This is a genomic window from Paenalcaligenes sp. Me52, assembly GCF_050487965.1.
GTDB lineage: Bacteria > Pseudomonadota > Gammaproteobacteria > Burkholderiales > Burkholderiaceae_B > Paenalcaligenes.
Genome location: NZ_JBKQFO010000003.1, coordinates 176496 through 194889, shown reverse-complemented (window position 1 = coordinate 194889; position 18394 = coordinate 176496). Strand labels below are relative to the sequence as shown.

Annotated in this window: 22 protein-coding genes; 13 read left to right on the top strand and 9 right to left on the bottom strand. The window is 48.3% G+C overall.

The window, feature by feature from the left end; all coding sequences use genetic code 11:
* The first annotated feature begins 29 nt into the window (after nt 1–29).
* Entirely contained in the window at nt 30–686 is a 657-nt protein-coding gene (gene catB / locus ACLO87_RS15195) for a type B chloramphenicol O-acetyltransferase (protein ID WP_135864163.1), read from the top strand.
* A gap of 2 nt (nt 687–688) precedes the next feature.
* Here catB and ACLO87_RS15190 read toward each other — a convergent pair whose 3' ends face one another.
* Nucleotides 689–1582, bottom strand: coding sequence for a LysR family transcriptional regulator (locus ACLO87_RS15190; protein WP_135864161.1), 894 nt, complete (start codon nt 1580–1582; stop codon nt 689–691).
* 86 nt (nt 1583–1668) lie between these two features.
* Here ACLO87_RS15190 and ACLO87_RS15185 point away from each other — a divergent pair, with 86 nt between their 5' ends.
* On the top strand, nt 1669–2130 hold the full coding sequence (locus ACLO87_RS15185) for a PACE efflux transporter (RefSeq protein ID WP_135864182.1): 462 nt from the start codon (nt 1669–1671) through the stop codon (nt 2128–2130).
* A 33-nt stretch (nt 2131–2163) separates the two neighbouring features.
* Here ACLO87_RS15185 and ACLO87_RS15180 read toward each other — a convergent pair whose 3' ends face one another.
* On the bottom strand, nt 2164–2592 hold the full coding sequence (locus ACLO87_RS15180) for an NUDIX hydrolase (RefSeq protein ID WP_430224158.1): 429 nt from the start codon (nt 2590–2592) through the stop codon (nt 2164–2166).
* Nucleotides 2593–2622: 30 nt separating this feature from the next.
* Between ACLO87_RS15180 and ACLO87_RS15175 the strand changes: the two genes are divergently transcribed.
* Nucleotides 2623–3072: a GNAT family N-acetyltransferase gene (locus ACLO87_RS15175; RefSeq protein ID WP_135865284.1), complete on the top strand. Its 450-nt coding sequence runs from the start codon at nt 2623–2625 to the stop codon at nt 3070–3072.
* 71 nt (nt 3073–3143) lie between these two features.
* On the top strand, nt 3144–3632 hold the full coding sequence (locus ACLO87_RS15170; protein ID WP_135865286.1) for a GNAT family N-acetyltransferase: 489 nt from the start codon (nt 3144–3146) through the stop codon (nt 3630–3632).
* Between the two features lie 12 nt (nt 3633–3644).
* Here ACLO87_RS15170 and ACLO87_RS15165 read toward each other — a convergent pair whose 3' ends face one another.
* Both ACLO87_RS15165 and ACLO87_RS15160 read right to left on the bottom strand, forming a co-directional pair.
* Complete coding sequence (locus tag ACLO87_RS15165; protein ID WP_135865287.1) at nt 3645–3977, bottom strand: hypothetical protein; 333 nt, start codon at nt 3975–3977, stop codon at nt 3645–3647.
* Between the two features lie 305 nt (nt 3978–4282).
* Complete coding sequence (locus ACLO87_RS15160) at nt 4283–4798, bottom strand: hypothetical protein (protein WP_135865289.1); 516 nt, start codon at nt 4796–4798, stop codon at nt 4283–4285.
* Nucleotides 4799–5371: 573 nt separating this feature from the next.
* Here ACLO87_RS15160 and ACLO87_RS15155 point away from each other — a divergent pair.
* The 8 genes from ACLO87_RS15155 to ACLO87_RS15120 all read left to right on the top strand — a co-directional run bounded on the left by ACLO87_RS15155 (nt 5372) and on the right by ACLO87_RS15120 (nt 13829).
* Entirely contained in the window at nt 5372–6406 is a 1035-nt protein-coding gene (locus ACLO87_RS15155; RefSeq protein WP_430224157.1) for a TRAP transporter substrate-binding protein, read from the top strand.
* Entirely contained in the window at nt 6403–8283 is a 1881-nt protein-coding gene (locus tag ACLO87_RS15150) for a TRAP transporter large permease (RefSeq protein ID WP_135865293.1), read from the top strand. Before ACLO87_RS15155 ends, ACLO87_RS15150 begins: the two co-directional genes overlap by 4 nt.
* A 12-nt stretch (nt 8284–8295) precedes the next feature.
* Nucleotides 8296–9054, top strand: a complete 759-nt coding sequence (locus ACLO87_RS15145; RefSeq protein WP_430224156.1) for an SDR family NAD(P)-dependent oxidoreductase — start codon at nt 8296–8298, stop codon at nt 9052–9054.
* Between the two features lie 19 nt (nt 9055–9073).
* Nucleotides 9074–10243 (top strand): acetyl-CoA acetyltransferase, encoded by a 1170-nt coding sequence (locus ACLO87_RS15140; protein ID WP_430224155.1) that lies wholly within the window; start codon nt 9074–9076, stop codon nt 10241–10243.
* Between the two features lie 11 nt (nt 10244–10254).
* A complete protein-coding gene (locus ACLO87_RS15135) occupies nt 10255–11814 on the top strand; it encodes an acyl-CoA synthetase (protein ID WP_430224154.1) in 1560 nt (519 codons plus the stop codon).
* 113 nt (nt 11815–11927) lie between these two features.
* Nucleotides 11928–12434, top strand: coding sequence for a PPC domain-containing DNA-binding protein (locus tag ACLO87_RS15130; protein WP_430224153.1), 507 nt, complete (start codon nt 11928–11930; stop codon nt 12432–12434).
* On the top strand, nt 12431–12847 hold the full coding sequence (locus ACLO87_RS15125) for a PPC domain-containing DNA-binding protein (RefSeq protein ID WP_135866992.1): 417 nt from the start codon (nt 12431–12433) through the stop codon (nt 12845–12847). The genes ACLO87_RS15130 and ACLO87_RS15125 overlap by 4 nt, the downstream gene beginning before the upstream one ends.
* A 70-nt stretch (nt 12848–12917) precedes the next feature.
* The gene (locus tag ACLO87_RS15120; RefSeq protein WP_135866994.1) at nt 12918–13829 is read left to right on the top strand and encodes a LysR family transcriptional regulator; all 912 of its coding nucleotides are present in this window, start codon (nt 12918–12920) and stop codon (nt 13827–13829) included.
* A 12-nt stretch (nt 13830–13841) separates the two neighbouring features.
* On the opposite strand, the gene ACLO87_RS15115 is transcribed toward ACLO87_RS15120, so the two are convergent.
* Together ACLO87_RS15115 and ACLO87_RS15110 are read right to left on the bottom strand one after the other, a co-directional pair.
* A complete protein-coding gene (locus ACLO87_RS15115) occupies nt 13842–14177 on the bottom strand; it encodes an SMR family transporter (RefSeq protein WP_135866996.1) in 336 nt (111 codons plus the stop codon).
* A 9-nt stretch (nt 14178–14186) separates the two neighbouring features.
* On the bottom strand, nt 14187–14729 hold the full coding sequence (locus ACLO87_RS15110; RefSeq protein ID WP_135866998.1) for a TetR/AcrR family transcriptional regulator: 543 nt from the start codon (nt 14727–14729) through the stop codon (nt 14187–14189).
* 51 nt (nt 14730–14780) lie between these two features.
* Between ACLO87_RS15110 and ACLO87_RS15105 the strand changes: the two genes are divergently transcribed.
* Complete coding sequence (locus ACLO87_RS15105) at nt 14781–14957, top strand: hypothetical protein (RefSeq protein ID WP_430224152.1); 177 nt, start codon at nt 14781–14783, stop codon at nt 14955–14957.
* A gap of 136 nt (nt 14958–15093) precedes the next feature.
* Here ACLO87_RS15105 and ACLO87_RS15100 read toward each other — a convergent pair whose 3' ends face one another.
* The 3 genes from ACLO87_RS15100 to ACLO87_RS15090 all read right to left on the bottom strand — a co-directional run bounded on the left by ACLO87_RS15100 (nt 15094) and on the right by ACLO87_RS15090 (nt 18322).
* On the bottom strand, nt 15094–16101 hold the full coding sequence (locus tag ACLO87_RS15100) for a zinc-dependent alcohol dehydrogenase family protein (protein ID WP_135866673.1): 1008 nt from the start codon (nt 16099–16101) through the stop codon (nt 15094–15096).
* A gap of 356 nt (nt 16102–16457) precedes the next feature.
* Nucleotides 16458–17675 carry a beta-ketoacyl-[acyl-carrier-protein] synthase family protein gene (locus ACLO87_RS15095; RefSeq protein WP_430224151.1) on the bottom strand — a complete coding sequence of 406 codons (1218 nt, stop codon included), beginning with the start codon at nt 17673–17675 and terminating at the stop codon, nt 16458–16460.
* 17 nt (nt 17676–17692) lie between these two features.
* Nucleotides 17693–18322: an acyl carrier protein gene (locus ACLO87_RS15090; protein WP_430224150.1), complete on the bottom strand. Its 630-nt coding sequence runs from the start codon at nt 18320–18322 to the stop codon at nt 17693–17695.
* Between the last annotated feature and the right edge of the window lie 72 nt (nt 18323–18394).

The window sequence follows — 18394 nt, the reverse complement described above, 5'->3', positions numbered from 1 at the left end:
TAGGCGTAGATCATAGAGTAAAACACATTATGACGAATTATTTTGAAAGTCCTTTCCGAGGCAAACTGCTCTCGGAGCAAGTCACTAACCCCAATATCGAGGTGGGGCGTTACAGCTACTACTCTGGTTATTATCATGGGCACTCATTTGATGATTGTGCCCGCTACTTGATGCCAGACCGCGACGATGTAGATAAGCTGCGCATTGGTGATTTTTGTTCCCTAGGCAGCGGTGTGGCCTTCATGATGGCGGGCAACCAAGGTCACAGACACGACTGGATCTCATCGTTCCCCTTTTTCTTTATGCCAGAAGAGCCAGCTTTCGCCGGCGCTGAAAACGCTTACGCACCAGCGGGTGACACCATTGTGGGCCATGACGTGTGGATAGGCACCGAAGCCTTAATCATGCCAGGTGTAGAAATAGGCCACGGAGCGGTGATTGCTAGCCGTGCAGTCGTCACCAAAAACGTTGAGCCTTACAGCGTAGTGGGCGGCAATCCGGCTCGTCAGATTAAAAAACGTTTTCCCGATGATGTGATTGAGCAATTGCTGGAAATGGCATGGTGGGATTGGTCGTTAGAGCACTTACATGCATGTATGCCATTGCTGTGCACCAATGAGGTGGCAGGGTTGTATGCCTATTGGAAAGCAAATCAAGCAGCCATTAAGGCAACAGCAGTGCGCTAAGACTACGGCAGTACACTAGTTTGAAAGCGTTGTATCAGCCAATGTAGAGCGGGGCCTATGTGCTTGCTCTTGCTGGTGATTACATCTATATGTACGCTTTGGTCTATATCACGCAGTTGGGTATCACGTATTTCTAATAGAGCGAGTTGGTCTTTGTGTAAGAAGTTATCGTAGGCGTACTTGGACACAAATGCCCAACCTATATGCTGCATCACCATATGCATAGAGACCCAGTGGCTTTCCACATACCACGACTCCAGTGATAGTTTGAGCGTCTTTTTACTTAAGCTGTGATTGCGGCCTGATATCAAAATTTGTCTGTGTTTGCGTAGCTCATCTACGGTAATAGGTGATACATCACGCAAAGGATGGTCTGGCCCGCATATCAGCACCAGTGGCACGCTACCTATGGGAGTGAAACGTAGGCTGTCGCGGCTAGGAGCTTGCCGCCACGAAACGCCTATATCTACTTTGCCTTGTTCTACTAGATCTTCCACATCATCCATCAGCGGGAAGTAGATTTCTACCTCAGTGTGTGGGAAATGCAGTGAAAACTCATGTAATAGCTTACCAACCAGACATTCAGGAAATATCTCGTCTATGGCCATGACGATATGGCTTTCGTGTTGTTTTTCGAAGCTATGCGCCATTTGGATGAGGTGTTCTCGGCGCTGCAGAATGAACTCCGCTTCTTGGAAAATTCTTTCACCTTCTGGTGTCAGCGTAGGAATACGGGTGCTGCGATCAAACACCTGTACTCCTAGATCGGCTTCCAGATTGGCAATGTGTGTGCTGATCACCGATTGTGAGCGTCCTGCTTGTTTAGCAGCTTGCGAGAAAGATCCTGCTTGCACAGCCCATACCAGCGCTTGTAGTTGATCGATGGAAAGGTTCATATATCTATTAAAGCGATGGTTATCAACTTGGTAGAGAGAAAAGCTGCGTGTATAACATAAGCTTCGCTGTATAACGTGGATTGATGATGCAAGCCAGAAGTTTAGCCGACCGTATCAGGCATGCCCTGATGTTTGAAGCCATAGCATTGATGCTATTTATTCCCATTTTTACCTACTTTTTGGGGTACTCCATCGCCTCTATGGGCGTGGTGGGAATAGTTTCATCCATTGTTGCCACGCTTTGGAACTTTGTTTATAACATTCTTTACGATAAAGTCATCTACCAACTGCGCGGTAAGTTAGATAAAACCGTAAAAGATCGTGTGCTGCATGCAATAATATTTGAGTTTGGATTATTGTTCTTGCTAATACCATTCATTTCTTGGTATTTGAATATAACTCTAGTCAAAGCATTAATTATGGATTTATGGATTGTGGCGTTTTATTTGTTCTTCGCCTTTTTCTTTAATCTGGTTTATGACCGAATTTTTAGATCGCAGTTACATCAGAAATCTGTAGTGAGTGCAGAGACACAAGCAGCAGAGTAAATGCAAAACAGGGGCTATATAGCCCCTGTAGTGTTATGCCAGTTTGGTGGGCGGGGTTTCGTTGTAATGGGTGTAGGCAGCAACCGCTTGTTGGGTAGCCTGTGTTAGTGGGGACGGTAAATTATCCAGCGGAAACCAGCCTAAATCAGCATGTTTTTCGGGTTCTTGTAATTGTGCTTCACCATGGTAGGATGTCGCCAAATACACGCCTGCTAACCAATGTTCATCGTGTTCAATATCAAAGTGGTTAATGTTCACTAGCAAGTAGAGTGATGTGAGGTGAACGCCGGTTTCTTCTAGCGTTTCGCGAGCTACGGCATCTTCAATTTTTTCCATCCAGTCTATTTTCCCACCAGGAATTCCCCAGTGGTTAGATTCTGGATTTTTCTTTCTTTTTAATAGTAGAATTTTATTCTTGTCTATAATTACAGCGCCGCAGGCTGCTTGTATGTTTTTTGACATGGTAAATCAAAATTTATTCACAGGTTTTCAATGATTCATTATAGAGCAGCTGTTGCTTCTGATGCCGACCAATGCATAGAGATCCGTGGTTTAACACGTGAAAATGCATTCTCGCGTGACGAGTTGGCCGAGTTGGGTATTACGACTCAAACATGGGCTGAAGGCATAGAGAACGGCGAGTCTTTTGGCTATGTGTGTTTAGACGACCAGCACATGGTGGGTTATTGCTTTGGCGAAATAGAACATGGTGAAGTGCTGGTGCTTGCGTTGTTACCTGAATATGAAAATCAAGGTATAGGTAAACACTTGCTGAACTTGGTGATGCAAGACATGAAGGCAGCGGATGTAGAGCGGCCTTTCCTTAGCTGTGCAGCCGATGCGCAGGTTAGGTCTTATGGCTTTTATCGATACTTGGGTTGGCGTTCTACAGGTGAATTCGATGACGCAGGCGACGAGATTTTGGAGTATCGTTGGGAGTAAATCACGTCATACATACTGCGGTCACCTCTATAGAACACACTATATAAAACGTCCACCATCAAGGAAAACCTATGCTGAACAGTATTTTGGTTGTGCCAAATACCTCTCATTGGGCGAATTTCATTGCGCTATACCAAGAGTATTTGGATCAAAACTGGGCGGGTGAGCAGTGCGATGCCGATTTGCTCATTCAGCGTTATGCAGAAGGCCCTAGAGCATTTTTATTGCTGTGTGATGATAAGGTGCCTGTAGGGTTTGCCAACGTGTGGATAGATACGCAGAATCCCGATGTGGCGAATGTAGCCGAGTTCTATATACGGCCATTGTCGCAACGACAAGGGTATGGGCGTTTGTTGTGGGGGCAGATTTTGCGCTGGACGGGCGAGAAAGCCGTGCAGGCAGTACATCTAGAGACGGATGTACATAAAGAACCAGCAAACCAGTTTTGGCGAGCCTTAGGGTTCAAGAAAATTAGTGCAGATGAAATGCGTGTTCAATATGCGCGTGATTGGCACGAGCTTTGGCAAGTTCAGGAAGCAGCACAACGCGCTGCTCCCTGATCGTTCAACGAATTACTTCATTTTTGCCAATTCGTCGCACATTTCTTTTTTCTGTTCAGCAGTAGCACCACTGATTTGCTCTTTGCCTTGGCTAAAGCCAGAATCAAATGCGGTGTTGAAATCAGCTTCGGACACGCCCATTTCTTTCAGAGCAGTCATTTGTTGGGATTTCATTTCAGCCAATTCAGAGCTGGAGTAAGTGCCGCAAGTTTCGGCAGCAGCGTGCATTACACCACCCAACTCAGCCAAACCAACCATGGTTTGTGCATCTTGTGCAGCAGCAGGACTCAACATAGCCAGGCTCAGAGCACCAGCAGTCACAGCTTGGGAAACGATTTTCAACATAAAATTCTCAATTAGCAGGGAAAATTAGAAGTATACGGTGACGCGTTATATACAGGGGGAATAAAGCATGTTTTTGCTGCATATATAACACGACAAAGATGTTAATTATTGTGAGTAATGTGGCACTGAGCAGTTTTTGCCCAGTGCTGATACAGGCGCGTATTTGTTCGCGTTGAGCAAGGTATGCCTAGGCTTTCCCCACACTTATGCACACATCCAGTGGATAACGCAGTCACTAAAAAAAAGCGCCCTGAACATTACAAGAATGTTAGGGCGTGCAGAGGGAGAAACTCACTTATAAGTAATTATGCTCTAGCGTGATTCTGTTGGCCAAAATAGGCCACAGCAGCTTTCTTTTCACGGCTTGAAATGGGGTAGGCCATAACCACCCATTTGCCGTTTGCTGTTGCTTCTTTGGTGGGGCGAATAATGTTGTTTCCGCTTGGCATGTAGGCGACTAAACAGCCTATGAGTACGCCAATCAGCAAGAAAACACAGATGGATCCGAGCAGCGCTGTAGGTGCTTCATGCACGAACATTGGGATCTTGGAGTAATACAGCATGGCCCAGAACACAACGCCTACTAGTACCCCTATAACCGCAGACCAGATGTGTGCAGAAATAGCCGCTTGCCCCATATGGGTGTATTCATTTTTTAGTTTGGCTTCCAAGGCGGGGTCGTTGGGTTCAACCACAATGACTCGAGTTGAGTCGTCAGACAAAATATGAGATAGCTCTTTGACTGCTTGTTCAGCGCTGTCCCCAGATGGAAAAATTCCCATGGTCTTACTGGCCGAGCGCAAATTTTTGGTTTTTTTCATCTTTACCCCCCAAGGTGAGGCACCTTAATTGTGCCTGTGTAAAACGGTAGATCACATGCAGTCTAGGCAGTAAATCTCGTAATTTGAGAACAGGATAGACTGAGGTTCTTGGCCAGCATTTGACTTGGCTCAACATCGCTTTGGATTTGATAACTAAAGCATAAACTATTGATTTAGAGCAAAAAACTTTGGTTCCAAATGCTAGCTGTGTGTCTATTTGTAGGTTGTGCACAGCTACTGTGCATAAGCTTGGGGATAGTCTGATGACATCTGTCACAAAGCTCGTAGCCAAGCCCATCTTGCAGGGGTGGTCAAAAACTGCTCAGAAGAAAAATACGATCAGGTCAACCGGTTTATCCCTTAGTTAAGGGTATGTCCTTAGGTTCTGAAAGGTGCATGAATTAAGGGCTGCTATAGGTTAGCTAAGCTTACTTATAAAGCAAAATTTATCGTTTGTTAGCCCTATGTTTCGCGGGCAATATAGTCTCGTTCATAAATTATAAAAACGCAGACTTCGCCTCTTAAAACATTATTTATTGAAGTCTGTTTCCCCATCCTCAAGGAGGAGACAAAATGAGTAACGTTACGCGTAGACATTTCATTAAGGCTGGTTCTTTACTCACCGCAGCAACAGTTTTGGGTGCAGGTTACACTCAGCCTGCATGGGCCTCAAAACGCCCTAAATTCAGACTGAAGTACGCCAATAATCTACCTATTAGCCACCCTATGAATATACGGGCTAAAGAAATGGTAGAAGCTATCGCGGCTGAGTCTGATGGTGAAATCGAAATTCGTATTTATCCCAGCAGCCAGTTGGGTAACGACACTGACACCTTGGCACAAATCCGTTCTGGCGCCGTAGATTTCTTTATGTTGTCGCCCATTATCTTGGGTTCGTTGATTACCAATACCCAAATCTCTGGAGTAGGGTTTGCCTTCCAGAATTACGATCAAGTATGGGGCGCAATGGATGGCGATTTGGGTGCCGCAGTACGTCAAACTATCGAAGACAACTCGTCCTTGATGGCATTTGAAAAAATCTGGGATAACGGTTTCCGAATCATCACTACCAGTAATAAAGCCATCTATACCCCAGAAGACTTGGTGGGGCTGAAGCTACGTGTACCCCCAAGCCCATTATGGACGTCTATGTTCCGGGGTTTTGATGCAGCCCCTACCACCATTAACTTCGCCGAAACGTATTCAGCACTGCAAACCAAAATTGCTGATGGGCAAGAAAACCCCATTACCTTGGTGGAAAGTGCCAAGTTGTACGAAGTACAAAAATATTTATCCGTGACTAACCACATGTGGGATGGTTTCTGGTTCTTAGCCAATAAAAACAAGTTCAGAAGCCTGCCTGACGATGTACAAGCCTTAATTCAAAAACACGCTAATCAAGCTGCCATGAATGAGCGTGCTGATTTGGTGCAATTGTCTTTGAACATCAAAGATACGTTAGAGGGCCAAGGCATGGTCTTTAACGACGTAGATTCAGACCCATTCCGTGACAAGCTCAGACAAGCCGGCTTTTATGAAGAATGGCATAAAACCTTTGGCAATGAATTGTGGAGCACCCTAGAACGCGCGGTAGGGAGCCTGTCATGAGTGCGGGGGCCGAGGTCATGCCAGCGCCCACTACCTACTCATTCAAACATGGTTTCTTAGCCTTCAAAACAGGAGTAATGCGTGCTGTGGAAGCATTGGCAGTCGCATTGCTGCTGGTAGAGTCGTTGATCCTGTTTGTGAGCGTGGTGTTCCGCTATTTCCTGCATAGCCCATTGGTGTGGTCCGATGAGCTAGCGCAATCCCTATTTATTTGGCTTTGCATGATGGGGGCGGTGGTGGCACTAAACCGCTCTGAACATATGCGCTTAACAGCCGTGGTAGGTCGTTTGTCAGAGTCCAATCGAGCGTGGTTGGAAACCTTTGGTTTGATGGTGGTGTTGGTGTTTGCCTGTTTGCTACTAGAACCTGGTATGACACATGCCTCTGAGCAAATGGCCGTGACGTCGCCTGCACTAAACGTACCTGATGGCTTCAGAGCATCAGCTATTCCCGTGGGCTTTGGGTTGGTGGTGTTTATCGCTGTAGCACAGTTAATAGAGCGCTCCAGCGTGGCCAGTGTGTTGGCCTCAGCAGCAGTCATAGCGGTGATCTGGTATGCCATTGATTACTTCGCCTACGACTTGTACGACCTGGGCAACTTGAACTTGGTGTTGTTCTTTGTGGTGATGTTAGGTGCTGCGGTGATTTGCGGTATTCCCATCGCATTTGCCTTCGGTATTTCCACTTTGGCGTATGTGGTGCATGTGGCCGAAGTACCTAGCATGATCATTGTGAGCCGTATCGACGAAGGCGTGTCGCACATGGTGCTGTTGTCGGTGCCGCTGTTTATCTTCTTGGGTGCCTTACTGCAACTTAGCGGTATGGCCAAAGTATTGATCGACTTTATGTCGTCTTTACTGGGACACGTACGTGGTGGCCTGAACTACGTATTGCTAGGAGCCATGTTCTTGGTGTCGGGTATTTCAGGCTCCAAAGTAGCTGATATGGCGGCGGTTGCACCGGCGTTGTTCCCTGAAATGAAAAAACGCGGGGCAGATGAGCACGAGCTGGCTGCATTGTTGTCGGCAACTGGTGCTATGACGGAAACCATTCCACCTAGCTTGGTATTGATTACGGTAGGGGCGGTGTGTGGCGTATCCATTAGTGCGCTGTTCATTGGTGGGTTGTTACCAGCCTTTGTATGTACGGTCGCCATCGCTCTGGTATGTGCTTACAAAGCGCGCAAGATTGATCTCAAAGGGGTGAAAAAAGCACCGATGAGCCAAGTGATGCGCACATTGCTGTATGCCTTGCCGGTCATTTTTCTGCCTATCTTGATTCGTTTCTGCGTGGTGAATGGTATTGCGACAGCAACGGAAGTGGCTGCCATCGGGATTGTGTATGTGATTGCTTATGCGCTCATCTTGCAGCGCATCACACGCTCCCTGGATTTCTCTAATACCTACAAGTTGTTGGTAGAAGCGTGCTCGTTATCTGGTGCCATTTTGCTGATCATCGGTGCAGCTACAGCCATGGCCTGGGCGCTGACACAGTCAGGGTTCTCGTCGTATTTGGTAGAGCACCTTACCAATATGCCAGGTGGCGCAGTGGGTTTCCTGTTGGTCAGTATTGCTGTGTTTATTTTATTGGGCAGCATGTTGGAAGGTATTCCCGCCATCGTGCTATTTGGCCCCTTGGTGTTTCCAGCGGCACAGTCCCTGGGTATTCATGATGTGCATTACGCCATCGTCATCATTCTTTCTATGGGTATAGGTCTGTTTGCACCACCACTAGGAATTGGTTTTTATGCGGCCAGCGCGATCAGTAAAGTGAATGCCGATCACGTGATGCCGAAAAGTTGGACATACCTCGCAGTGCTGTTGGTAACCACCATCTTCATTGCCTTGGTGCCTTGGATTTCCATCGGTTTTTTGTAATGGATGAATAGCATGATGAATCAAAAAGTAGCAGTGATCACAGGTGGTGGGAACGGCATAGGCAGTTCCATCGTGGAAGCCTTTGCCACCAATGGGTATATCACCGTCATTTCCGATATTAACGAAGAAGGGTCATTGCTGTTGCAAGAGCGCTTACGAGCGCAGGACTGCACCGTAGATTTCTACAAACTCGACGTAGGTTCCGAAGAACAAATTGCGGGGTTGTTTGATTATCTAGATCGTGAGTACGGGCGTTGCGATGTATTAGTGAATAACGCCGGAATTGCTAAAACCATTCCTTACTTGGAATACCCCAAAGAGCATTGGGATTTAGTCATGCGCGTCAACGTTACGGGGCCGTTTTTGTTGTCGCAGTATGCGGGCAGGCTCATGAAAAAGAACGGTTGGGGGCGCATTATTAATCTGGCGTCTATCAGCGGTGAAATCGCCAGTTTTGGGCGCGCCGCTTATGGCACCTCTAAAGCTGCTGTCTATGGCCTGACTCGACAAATGGCCATTGAGCTGTCTGAGTACGGCATCACAGCCAATGGTATTTCTCCAGGCCCTATTGAGACACCGCTTACGCAAGTGTTGCACAGCGATGAGGCGCGCAAAGCCTATACCGATCGTGTGCCCATGGGGCGTTACGGTAGCAGTAATGAAATCGCGGCCGCTGTGCTGTTTTTAGCCTCGGAAGGGGCGTCGTATATCAATGGACATGTGTTGCCGGTGGATGGTGGTTTCCTGGCTTCAGGTGTGTTGCAACCTTAATGTGTAGGGTGATGTGGTAATGATTAATGCTTCTATATCAGGCTGGGCTCATAGCAAGTTTGGCAAATTGGATAATCTGGATGTTGAGCGCACCATTGCTGAAATGGCCGCTCAAGCTGTAGAGCATGCTGGGCTAGACTGGGAAGACATAGACTCCGTACATATTGGGCATTTCAATGGCGGGTTCTTGTACCAAGACTTCCCGTCTTCCCTGATTTTCAATCAGGTGCCAGAACTGCGTTTTCGTCCTGCTGTGCGCGTAGAAAATGCATGTGCTACCGGTTCGGCGGCCGTGCACTCCGGGCTGGATGCGGTACGTTCTGGTAAAAGCAAACATGCTTTGGTTATAGGCTACGAAAAGATGAACACGTTGCCTACCGCTGAAGTGGGCAAGGTGTTATTGAAGTGCTCGTATGCCGAAGAAGAGGCGGAAGTAGAAGGTGGGTTTGCGGGCGTTTTTGGCCACATTATTGCCAAGACCTATTTCGAGCGCTACGGCGATCAACTGGATGCTTTGGCCGCTATTGCCGCTAAGAACCACGCTAATGGCGTACATAACCCCTACGCACATTTGCGTAAAGATTTCGGCTACGAGTTTTGCCGACAAGAGTCTGAAAAAAATCCTTATGTGGCAGGCAAATTAAAACGTACCGATTGCTCATTGGTGTCCGACGGTGTGGCAGCAATGGTGATTAGCAATAGGCACTACACGCCTAATCACGCTAACCGTGTGGATTTTCTCGGCGTGGCACACGTGAACGACTACTTGCCGCTTAGCAAGCGCGATCCTATTGCGTTTGAAGGCGCACGTTTAGCGTGGCAGCAAGCGCTTTCATCAGCAGGGCTACGCATTGGTGACCTGTCGTTTGTAGAAACCCACGACTGCTTCACGATTGCCGAGCTTATCGAATACGAAGTGATGGGCTTGGCTGAACCTGGCCAAGGAGCTCGCGTTATTTTGGATGGCGTCAGTCGCAAAGATGGTGCTTTGCCTATTAATCCGTCTGGCGGCTTGAAGTCCAAGGGGCACCCCATCGGTGCAACAGGCGTGTCCATGCACGTGATGGCAGCAATGCAGCTTACCGGTCAAGCGGGTGATATGCAGTTGCCGCATGCGGATATGGCGGGTGTATTCAATATGGGTGGGGCTGCTGTGGCGAACTACGTCAGCCTACTAGGGTGTAACTAAAAGGGTAGAACATGCTGTCCACAGTTAAAAACCTTGGGTCTTTATTAACGGATATCAGCCGCCGTTTGCCGCACGAGCCTGCGTATCTACAAGGTACGCAGCACTATAGCTGGCAAGAGTTGAATGCGCGTGTAGATGCCATGGCACATGCGTTGCAGCAATTAGGCGTAGGGCATGGCGACAAAATTCTGGTGCATGCTAAAAACCGTATCCAGCTGTTTGAAAGTTGTTGGGTGGCGTTTAAGTTGGGGGCGGTATGGGTGCCTACCAATGTACGCATTACCGAACATGAAATCAGCTATTTGGCAGAGCACAGTCGTGCCAGTGTCATCATTTACGACGAAGGTTTCGACTCGCATGTACAAGCATGCCGAGATGCATCCACCAGCTTGCAGCATGTAATTGCTATAGGTGATGCCAAAGCGGGCGAGCTAAGCTACGACACCTTGCTTAGTAGCCACAGGCAGGACGGCGAGTTTGAGGCCGCCGAGGTACAGTACGACGATCCGCTGTGGTTCTTTTATACCTCTGGCACAACAGGTATGCCCAAAGCCGGTATTTTGACGCACGGTCAAATGGCATTTGTGATCACCAATCACTTAGCTGATCTAATGCCGGGCTTAACGCATCAGTCTAGGTCGTTGGTGGTGGCTCCGCTTTCACATGGTGCGGGTATTCATGCGTTGGTTAACGTGGCGCGTGGTGCAGCTAGTGTGGTGCCTGCCAGCAGCAAGTTAGAGCCTGAAGAGGTCTGGTCATTGGTAGAAAAATACGGTGTGGACAACATGTTCACCGTACCTACTATTGTGAAAATTCTTACTGAGCACGAATCTGTAGATCGCTATAACCACAGCTCGCTGAAGTATGTCATTTATGCGGGTGCTCCTATGTACCGCAGTGACCAGAAACACGCCCTGAAAAAATTAGGGAAGGTGCTGGTGCAATATTATGGTCTGGGTGAGGTCACCGGAAACATCACGGTATTGCCACCGCACTTACACGATCTAGAAGACACGCCAGATGCCCGAGTCGGTACCTGCGGTTATGCGCGTACTGGTATGGAAGTCGCGATTCTAGATGAACAAGGTCGCCGGCTACCGCCTTTTGAAACAGGCGAGATTTGCGTACGTGGACCTGCGGTATTCAAGGGCTATGACAACAATGACAAAGCCAATGCTGAAGCCTTTAAGTTTGGGTGGTTCCATACTGGTGACATAGGCCATATGGATGCGCAGCAATTCTTGTACATCACAGGTCGTCATTCCGACATGTATATCTCGGGTGGCTCTAATGTGTACCCACGCGAAATCGAAGAAGTGTTCCTCACCCACGAACATATTTCCGAGATCGCCGTTTTAGGTATTCCTGACGAGAAATGGGGGGAAGTGGGGGTGGCTGTGATTGTGCCTAAAAATGGTACTACCTTAGACACCGAACAAATGCAAAGCTTCATTCAGGGAAGGATTGCCCGCTATAAGCAGCCTACCCATTACTACTTCTGGGAACACATGCCCAAGTCTGGGTATGGCAAGATCGTTAAAAAAGAAATACGAAAAATGCTGTCCTACTGATGGTGTGTAGGCAGGTAATGCTGTGCAGCTCACAAGGCTGCCCAGCTTTATAAAGTATGACACGTACTTGTTTATGCCGGGTTGATAACCTCAGCACCGGAGGAGGAGTTGCCATGTTACAAAGCCGTGCTTTGACAGCCGCTGCGTATGGGGAAAAAGAGTTTCTTCTTCATATACCTGAAGGGCAGACCATCAGTCAGGCCATACAGGAGCAATTACAGCAGGCACAACATATACGTTTTGCCTTGTTATCTTTTCAGCCTGGCTATTTAGAAAGCGGGGTATGCCACACAGCTCCCCCTGATAGCGCAGGAAAATTCATCGTGAAATATGGCGCTGGGCACGAGTTTGGGCCATGTTTGTTATTGGCCGGTGATGCGGTATTGGGTGAAGACCAGTACGGATTGCCACTGGTGCATTGTCATGGTTGCCTAATCGAACAATCCAGCCAAACCACCTTTGGTGGCCATTTAGATTTATCGCGTTGTGTGGTCGGTAAACAAGGCTTGTCTGTGCAAGTATTAGTGACGGCAGAGATTGGTTTTGTAGCCAAGAAAGACAGCACTTCCCAGATGCATGTGTTTCATCCATCCGTAGTCTCTGCGGAGACTAGGGTATGACGACACAACTATTACAGGGTGAGCCAGGTCGCATCGTGAAGGCCAGACTGCAATGCAATGATGACCTTGTGTTGGGCATAGAAGATATCTGTGCTCACTACGAGATGGATCATGTACTGGTGAAGGGCGGGCTGGGTAGCTTATTCAGGGCGCAGTTATTAGTAAATGAGCCTGGCCATGAAAACGCTGCACCCATTGATATTACGGGCTATGCCGTAGAGTTGTTAACCCTGCGTGGTGAAGTGACGCGTAACGGTTCACAGCCTGAAGCCAAACTGTTTGGCATGGTGGCCGATAATCAAGGGGTAGTCTATTCAGGCAGGTTTGTACGTGCCGAAGCCCCCGTATGCATTACCGTGGAATTGGTGCTGCAAGAGTGGCTATCACACGAGAGGGAGGCGTTATATAGGTGATATTGGCATCTGTGTAGCGGCAGGCTGTACCACTAGCATTAGCCATTTTGGCATTGAAGGTGGTGTCAGCATGGCGACAATGCGTATTTCAAGCTATTTAAGCGGGTTAGAGATTTTTGAGGTTGCAGCGAGAATGGAGTCATTCAAGCTGGCGGCGGAGGAGCTGTTTCTGTCTCCTAGCGCTGTCAGCCAAGCCATACGCAAGCTTGAAGAGGATCTCAATGTAGAGCTATTTAGCCGTCAGGGTAGGGCGTTAGCCTTGACGGCAGATGGCCGTATGTTATTGCAGGCTGTGGAAAAAGGTCTGCGTGAAATCCGTGATGGAATTAGGGGAGTCACCGCAGCAGACGAAGGTTTGGTGCGCATTTATAGTTCCCCCACGTTCTGCAGCAAAATTATTAACCCTGCACTGCAAAACTACATGAAGACTAGCGATGAGTCGGTGAGTTTTGCTGTCATCAGCGAGTACATTCCCCATACTGACCGGTTTAGAGAGTTTGATATTGCCGTACTGTATGGTGAGTCGTTCATGGAGAAAAAAGGGGTAGAACGTTTGGGCATCAATACCTTGATGCCGTATTGTGCACCCGCCTTAGCGAAGAAAATTCGCCATCCTCGTGATGTGCTGAAGTTTCCTCTGATTTTTAACGATAATCAAGAAGTGGATTGGGCAGATTGGTTTAGAGTGAATGGCATAGAAGACTTTAACTTCCGTAACGCCATTCATTTCAACAGCGGCATACAGGCCATACAAAGTGCCAAAGAAGGGATGGGTTTTTATGTAGAGTGCGAGCGTATTGTGAAGTACGAAGTAGAGACTGGATTATTGGTTAGCCCCTTTCAGGGTAGGGCAGAACCAGTACTACGCCATTTGTATTCTATGTTTGTGGCGAAGAACAAAAGCCAACATAAAACCATACAAGATTTGGTGGCCGTGATTGAACGGGCTTATGGGCAAGTCTCCTATCAGGCCACGGTATAACTCTAAAGCACGTTAGTGCGCGGTACTCTTAGAAAATACGTTCACAATAATGACGCCAGCAATAATCAGCGACAAGCCTATTAACGCTGGCACATCCAGAGTTTGTTTATGGATGAACCAACCAGCTAGCGAAATCAACACAATGCCCACGCCAGACCATATGGCATAAGCAATGCCTGTAGGGATACTTTTCAGCGTTAGGGATAAACAATAAAAAGCGATGGCGTACCCTACCAGAGTAATGATGCTGGGCATCAAACGAGTGAAACTGTCCGAAGATTTTAAGGCGGTGGTGGCGATCACTTCAGCAACAATAGCGATGCCTAGAGGTATGTAGGGAGATGACATATGAGTGCTTTACTCGGTGAGAGAGAGGATGTGTTGTAGGGCGCTTTGAACGTGATCCATATGATGATCAGGCCCTATGACCAAGCTGTACCACAAGCCATCAGCAAACAATCTGCAGGCTAATTGTTTGCCGGGATCTAATGAATCAGCTTTGGCGATATCTTCTAGGCTACGTTGCCATCTGGCTTGGTAATTGGCATTACCTACGGCAAGTAATACTAAGGTCTGGCCCCAGAGTTTTTCTTCACTGCCACTACGACTGGCAGCAATTACATAGGCGCGTATATGGCGTGCAGGGCCTTCCGGTTCTTGTGCCAAGGCATCGTTATACAGCTCTTCAAAGCCTTCATACACATGATCAAACAGTGCATCCAATAAGTCTTGTTTGGTGCGGAAATGATGCTGCAAGCCACCTTTGGAAATATCCAGTTGGGCAAGCACTTTTTCTTGTGTGAGTGCAGCAAGGCCTTCGCTCAGTAGTACGTCCTGGGTGGCTTTTAGAATCTTGGCACGTAGTACTTCTGGTTGTTTAGGTCGGTTAATTTTGCTCATAACAATCCGTCTAGATGGATTGTTATTGTAGCACTGAGAATTAAAAATAGTGTGTTGTTGTACGAGGGAGGAGGAGGAGGAGGAGGAGGAGGAGGAGGAGGAGGAGGTGGTGGTGGTGGTGGTGGTGGTGGTGGTGGTGGTGGTGGTGGTGGTGGTGGTGGTGGTGGTGGTGGTGGTGCGATTACCGCTCACACAGGAAAGCGGGACGATCACGGTGCAATATGCTGAGCAAGCCCACTAAAAGGTATTCCACTGTTAGGAATCATCACCTCTAAAGGAGCTAGGGGAAGTAACGAGCAACTGCGTCGTTACCTCCCCCTTATCATGACGGCAAAGTCAGATTATGTCTGGCCTAAGAAAGCCCTTAAATCTCTATCGCAATTTTCCCAAAATGCTGTCCAGACTCTTGGTAGTTGAACGCTTTGCTGAGTTCAGACAGAGGGAAGCTGCGATCGATAATAGGGCGCCATGTTTGCTGATTTAAGGCACGTACCATGTCTTGCTGTGCGCTTCTGCTGCCTACCAACACACCTTGCACCGAGACGCGTTTCGCCATAAGTTCACGCGTAGGGATGTCGCCAGAGAAACCGGTCAGCACACCAATTAGTGCAATGTGACCACCCACACGGGCAGCGCGTATAGATTGCGCTAAGGTACCTGGGCCACCTACTTCAACCACAATATCTGCGCCACGGCCTTGGGTAAGCTCTAACACACGATTGCCCCATTCAGGGGTAGATGGATAGTGAATCACATGGTCTGCACCCAGCTCTTTTAGACGGGCAGCTTTGTCGTGTGATGATGTAGTTGCAATGACGTGAGCGCCCATAGACTTAGCTAACTGCAAGGCAAAAATGGATACGCCACCTGTACCTAACAATAAAACGGTATCACCCGCTTTGAGCTTGCCGTCTTCTACCAAGGCTACCCAAGCGGTGAGCCCCGCTGTAGTTAGCGTAGCGGCTTCGGCATGGCTGTAGCCTGTGGGCGAAAGGGTGAACGCGGTGGGGGCGGCATTCACGTATTCACGGGCATAACCATCTATGCCATCACCAGGCACTGTACTAAAGTCGGCTAATAAGCCTGGGCCTGATTGCCATGTGGGAAAGAAGCACGAGACGACCTGATCGCCTACTGCAAACTCAGTGACACCTGCGCCTACAGCGGTGACTACGCCTGCTCCATCAGACAACGGGATACGTCCCTTTTGCGCGGCCGTCGTATGTTTGGCCACCAATAGATCATGAAAGTTCAACGAACTAGCATGCAGTTGCACTTGAATTTCCCCGGCTTGCGGGGCAGGTGGTTGAGGCAGTTCGGTAGTAGTTAGGGCGTCTATACCGCCGGGGTAGGATAACTGTATCGCTTTCATCGTGTTTCCTTTTCATAGCGGGTGCAGCTTACGGCATGTGCGGCACCAGAAAATCAGTATGACCGTAGACACTTATCATGGCACTGCCGGATCAGCATGGCAAGGTAGAGGAGGAAGCAGAGTGGTGAGCATTCTCTAGCCATGCCTGTGCAAAGTGGCGTGTGGATTAGCTAAGCGAGGCTTGTTCTGCCACTGTCCCCAAGCTTATTCACAGCAGACGTGGATAACTAGGAGGTGTGTGGAAAAGAAAAAAATCGGTAAGAGGGGAGAAATAGGCTGGACAAGACGGAGCAGCATGTAAAACGGGCTGTGCCACAATGTGCGGCACAGCCCGTTAGTTGGTCGTTGGACAACGCTTATTCTTTATAGGCTTTAAACACCAATACCGCGTTGTTACCACCCATACCAAAGGAGTTGCTGACGGCAATATCCAGTTTATCCAATTGGCGGGCTTTGTTAGGAACGTAATCTAGATCACATAGCTCATCACCGGGGGCAAAGTGCAGCGTAGGTGGCAAGATTTTTGTTTGCAGGGATTTGATGGTGCTGATAGCTTCTAACGCGCCGCAGGCACCAATTAAGTGACCCATATTGCCTTTAATGCTGCTGACAGCCAACTTCTTGGCATGATCACCAAACACCTTTTTAATTGCTTCAGTTTCAATGCGATCGCCCGTCATGGTGCCGGTTGCGTGTGCATTGATGTATTCCACTTGTTTGGGTTTGATCTTGGCATCTTGTAGTGCACGAGAGATCGCTAGCGCTTGGCCATGGGGATTAGGGCGCAAGGGGTGTGTACCATCATTACTAACACCGTAACCAATAACCTCAGCTAAGGGGGTGGCACCACGAGCCAACGCATGCTCAAGTGTTTCCATCATGACCATGGCAGCACCTTCACCTAACGCAAAACCACTACGTTTTAGGCTGAAAGGTCTACACCCACCTTCTGGGTTTGTCTCTTGGTCTACGCATAACACGTGCAACTGTTCCCAAGCCCTAAGTAGCTCTGGTTGAATCATTGCCTCCGTGCCCCCCGCGAGTGCAGTGTCTACATAGCCATCACGGATACGACGGTATGCTTCACCAATAGCAACAGAACCGGCAGTGCAGGCAGTAGCGTAGGTTTGTGCCTCTTGGGTGCATGACATTAATTGTGCAATATGGGCAGTAGGCGCATTAGGCATGGCGGCTGGAATGACCAACTGTACAATTTTTGGGCCTATGTTGTGATGACCCGCTACAGCATCACACAGTGCTTTAATACCGCCAATTCCTGTACCAAGGTATACACCAGTTTGCGTTAGGTCTTCAGCTGATAGCGGTTGTTGCGACAGTGCTTGTCGGGCAGCAAACAATGCCATTTTGCTAACCCTATCTAGCATCATGCTTTGATTGCCCGGCAAGTCTTTGTTCAGATCAGCATCTACCCAACCTACTGAATGGCTGAGCTTCAGTTCAGTATGCGGACGTACACCATGACGCCCTTCACGCAATGCAGTAAAAAAATCTTCTGGGTTATGGCCTATAGGCGAAACCAAACCCATAGCAGTGATAACAACACGACGTTTCATGTAGCAATGCTCAGCAATTATGAGTTAGAGGAAGGGGTTTTAGTGGTTCTACGCTTAGGGGCATTTGCAGTGCTATCTGCCGCTTTTTTGGCTGCCTTTCTAGCACGTTTGGGTTTTTCTGGTGCAGCACCATCGGTTTCCACGACGGCCTTAGTCGCCTTTTTCGCCACTTTCTTAGCTGCCTTTTTAGCTGCTTTCTTGGCCGCCTTTTTAGCAGTTTTACGTGGCGCTGCTTCCGATTTCTCTGTGGTTAGGTCAGGCACAGCAGCAGGGGCTTGTGGAGTGAGTTCTGCACTTTCGGTCGTCGACGCAGCATCTTCAGCGGCTACCGATTTTTCTTGTTCTTCTTTATTTAGGCGTGCTGCAACATTGTAAGTATGGTCTACCAGCTCCTCCAATGTTTTGGGAAAAAGCTCGGCAACCTCTTCTTGTGTGCGGTATTCGGGGGGGAGCATGTCGTCTGTGGTGATATCGAATTTGGCTTCAATACCCAACAGAATTTCCAACATAGCTAGTGAATCGTAGTGCTCAATGATCTCATTAAAAGGAGTATCTTTGAGCAAGTCTTTTTCGTCACAACGGCAAACTTCAGCAATAATTTTCGCTAAAGCTGCCCGCAGCTCGGGGCGCTCAGGAAGTGTAATCATGCCTATTCCTTGTTGAGGCTATAAGTTTGTAACAAGCATAGCAAGATCGCCGCAGTAGCGGCGATCTGAATA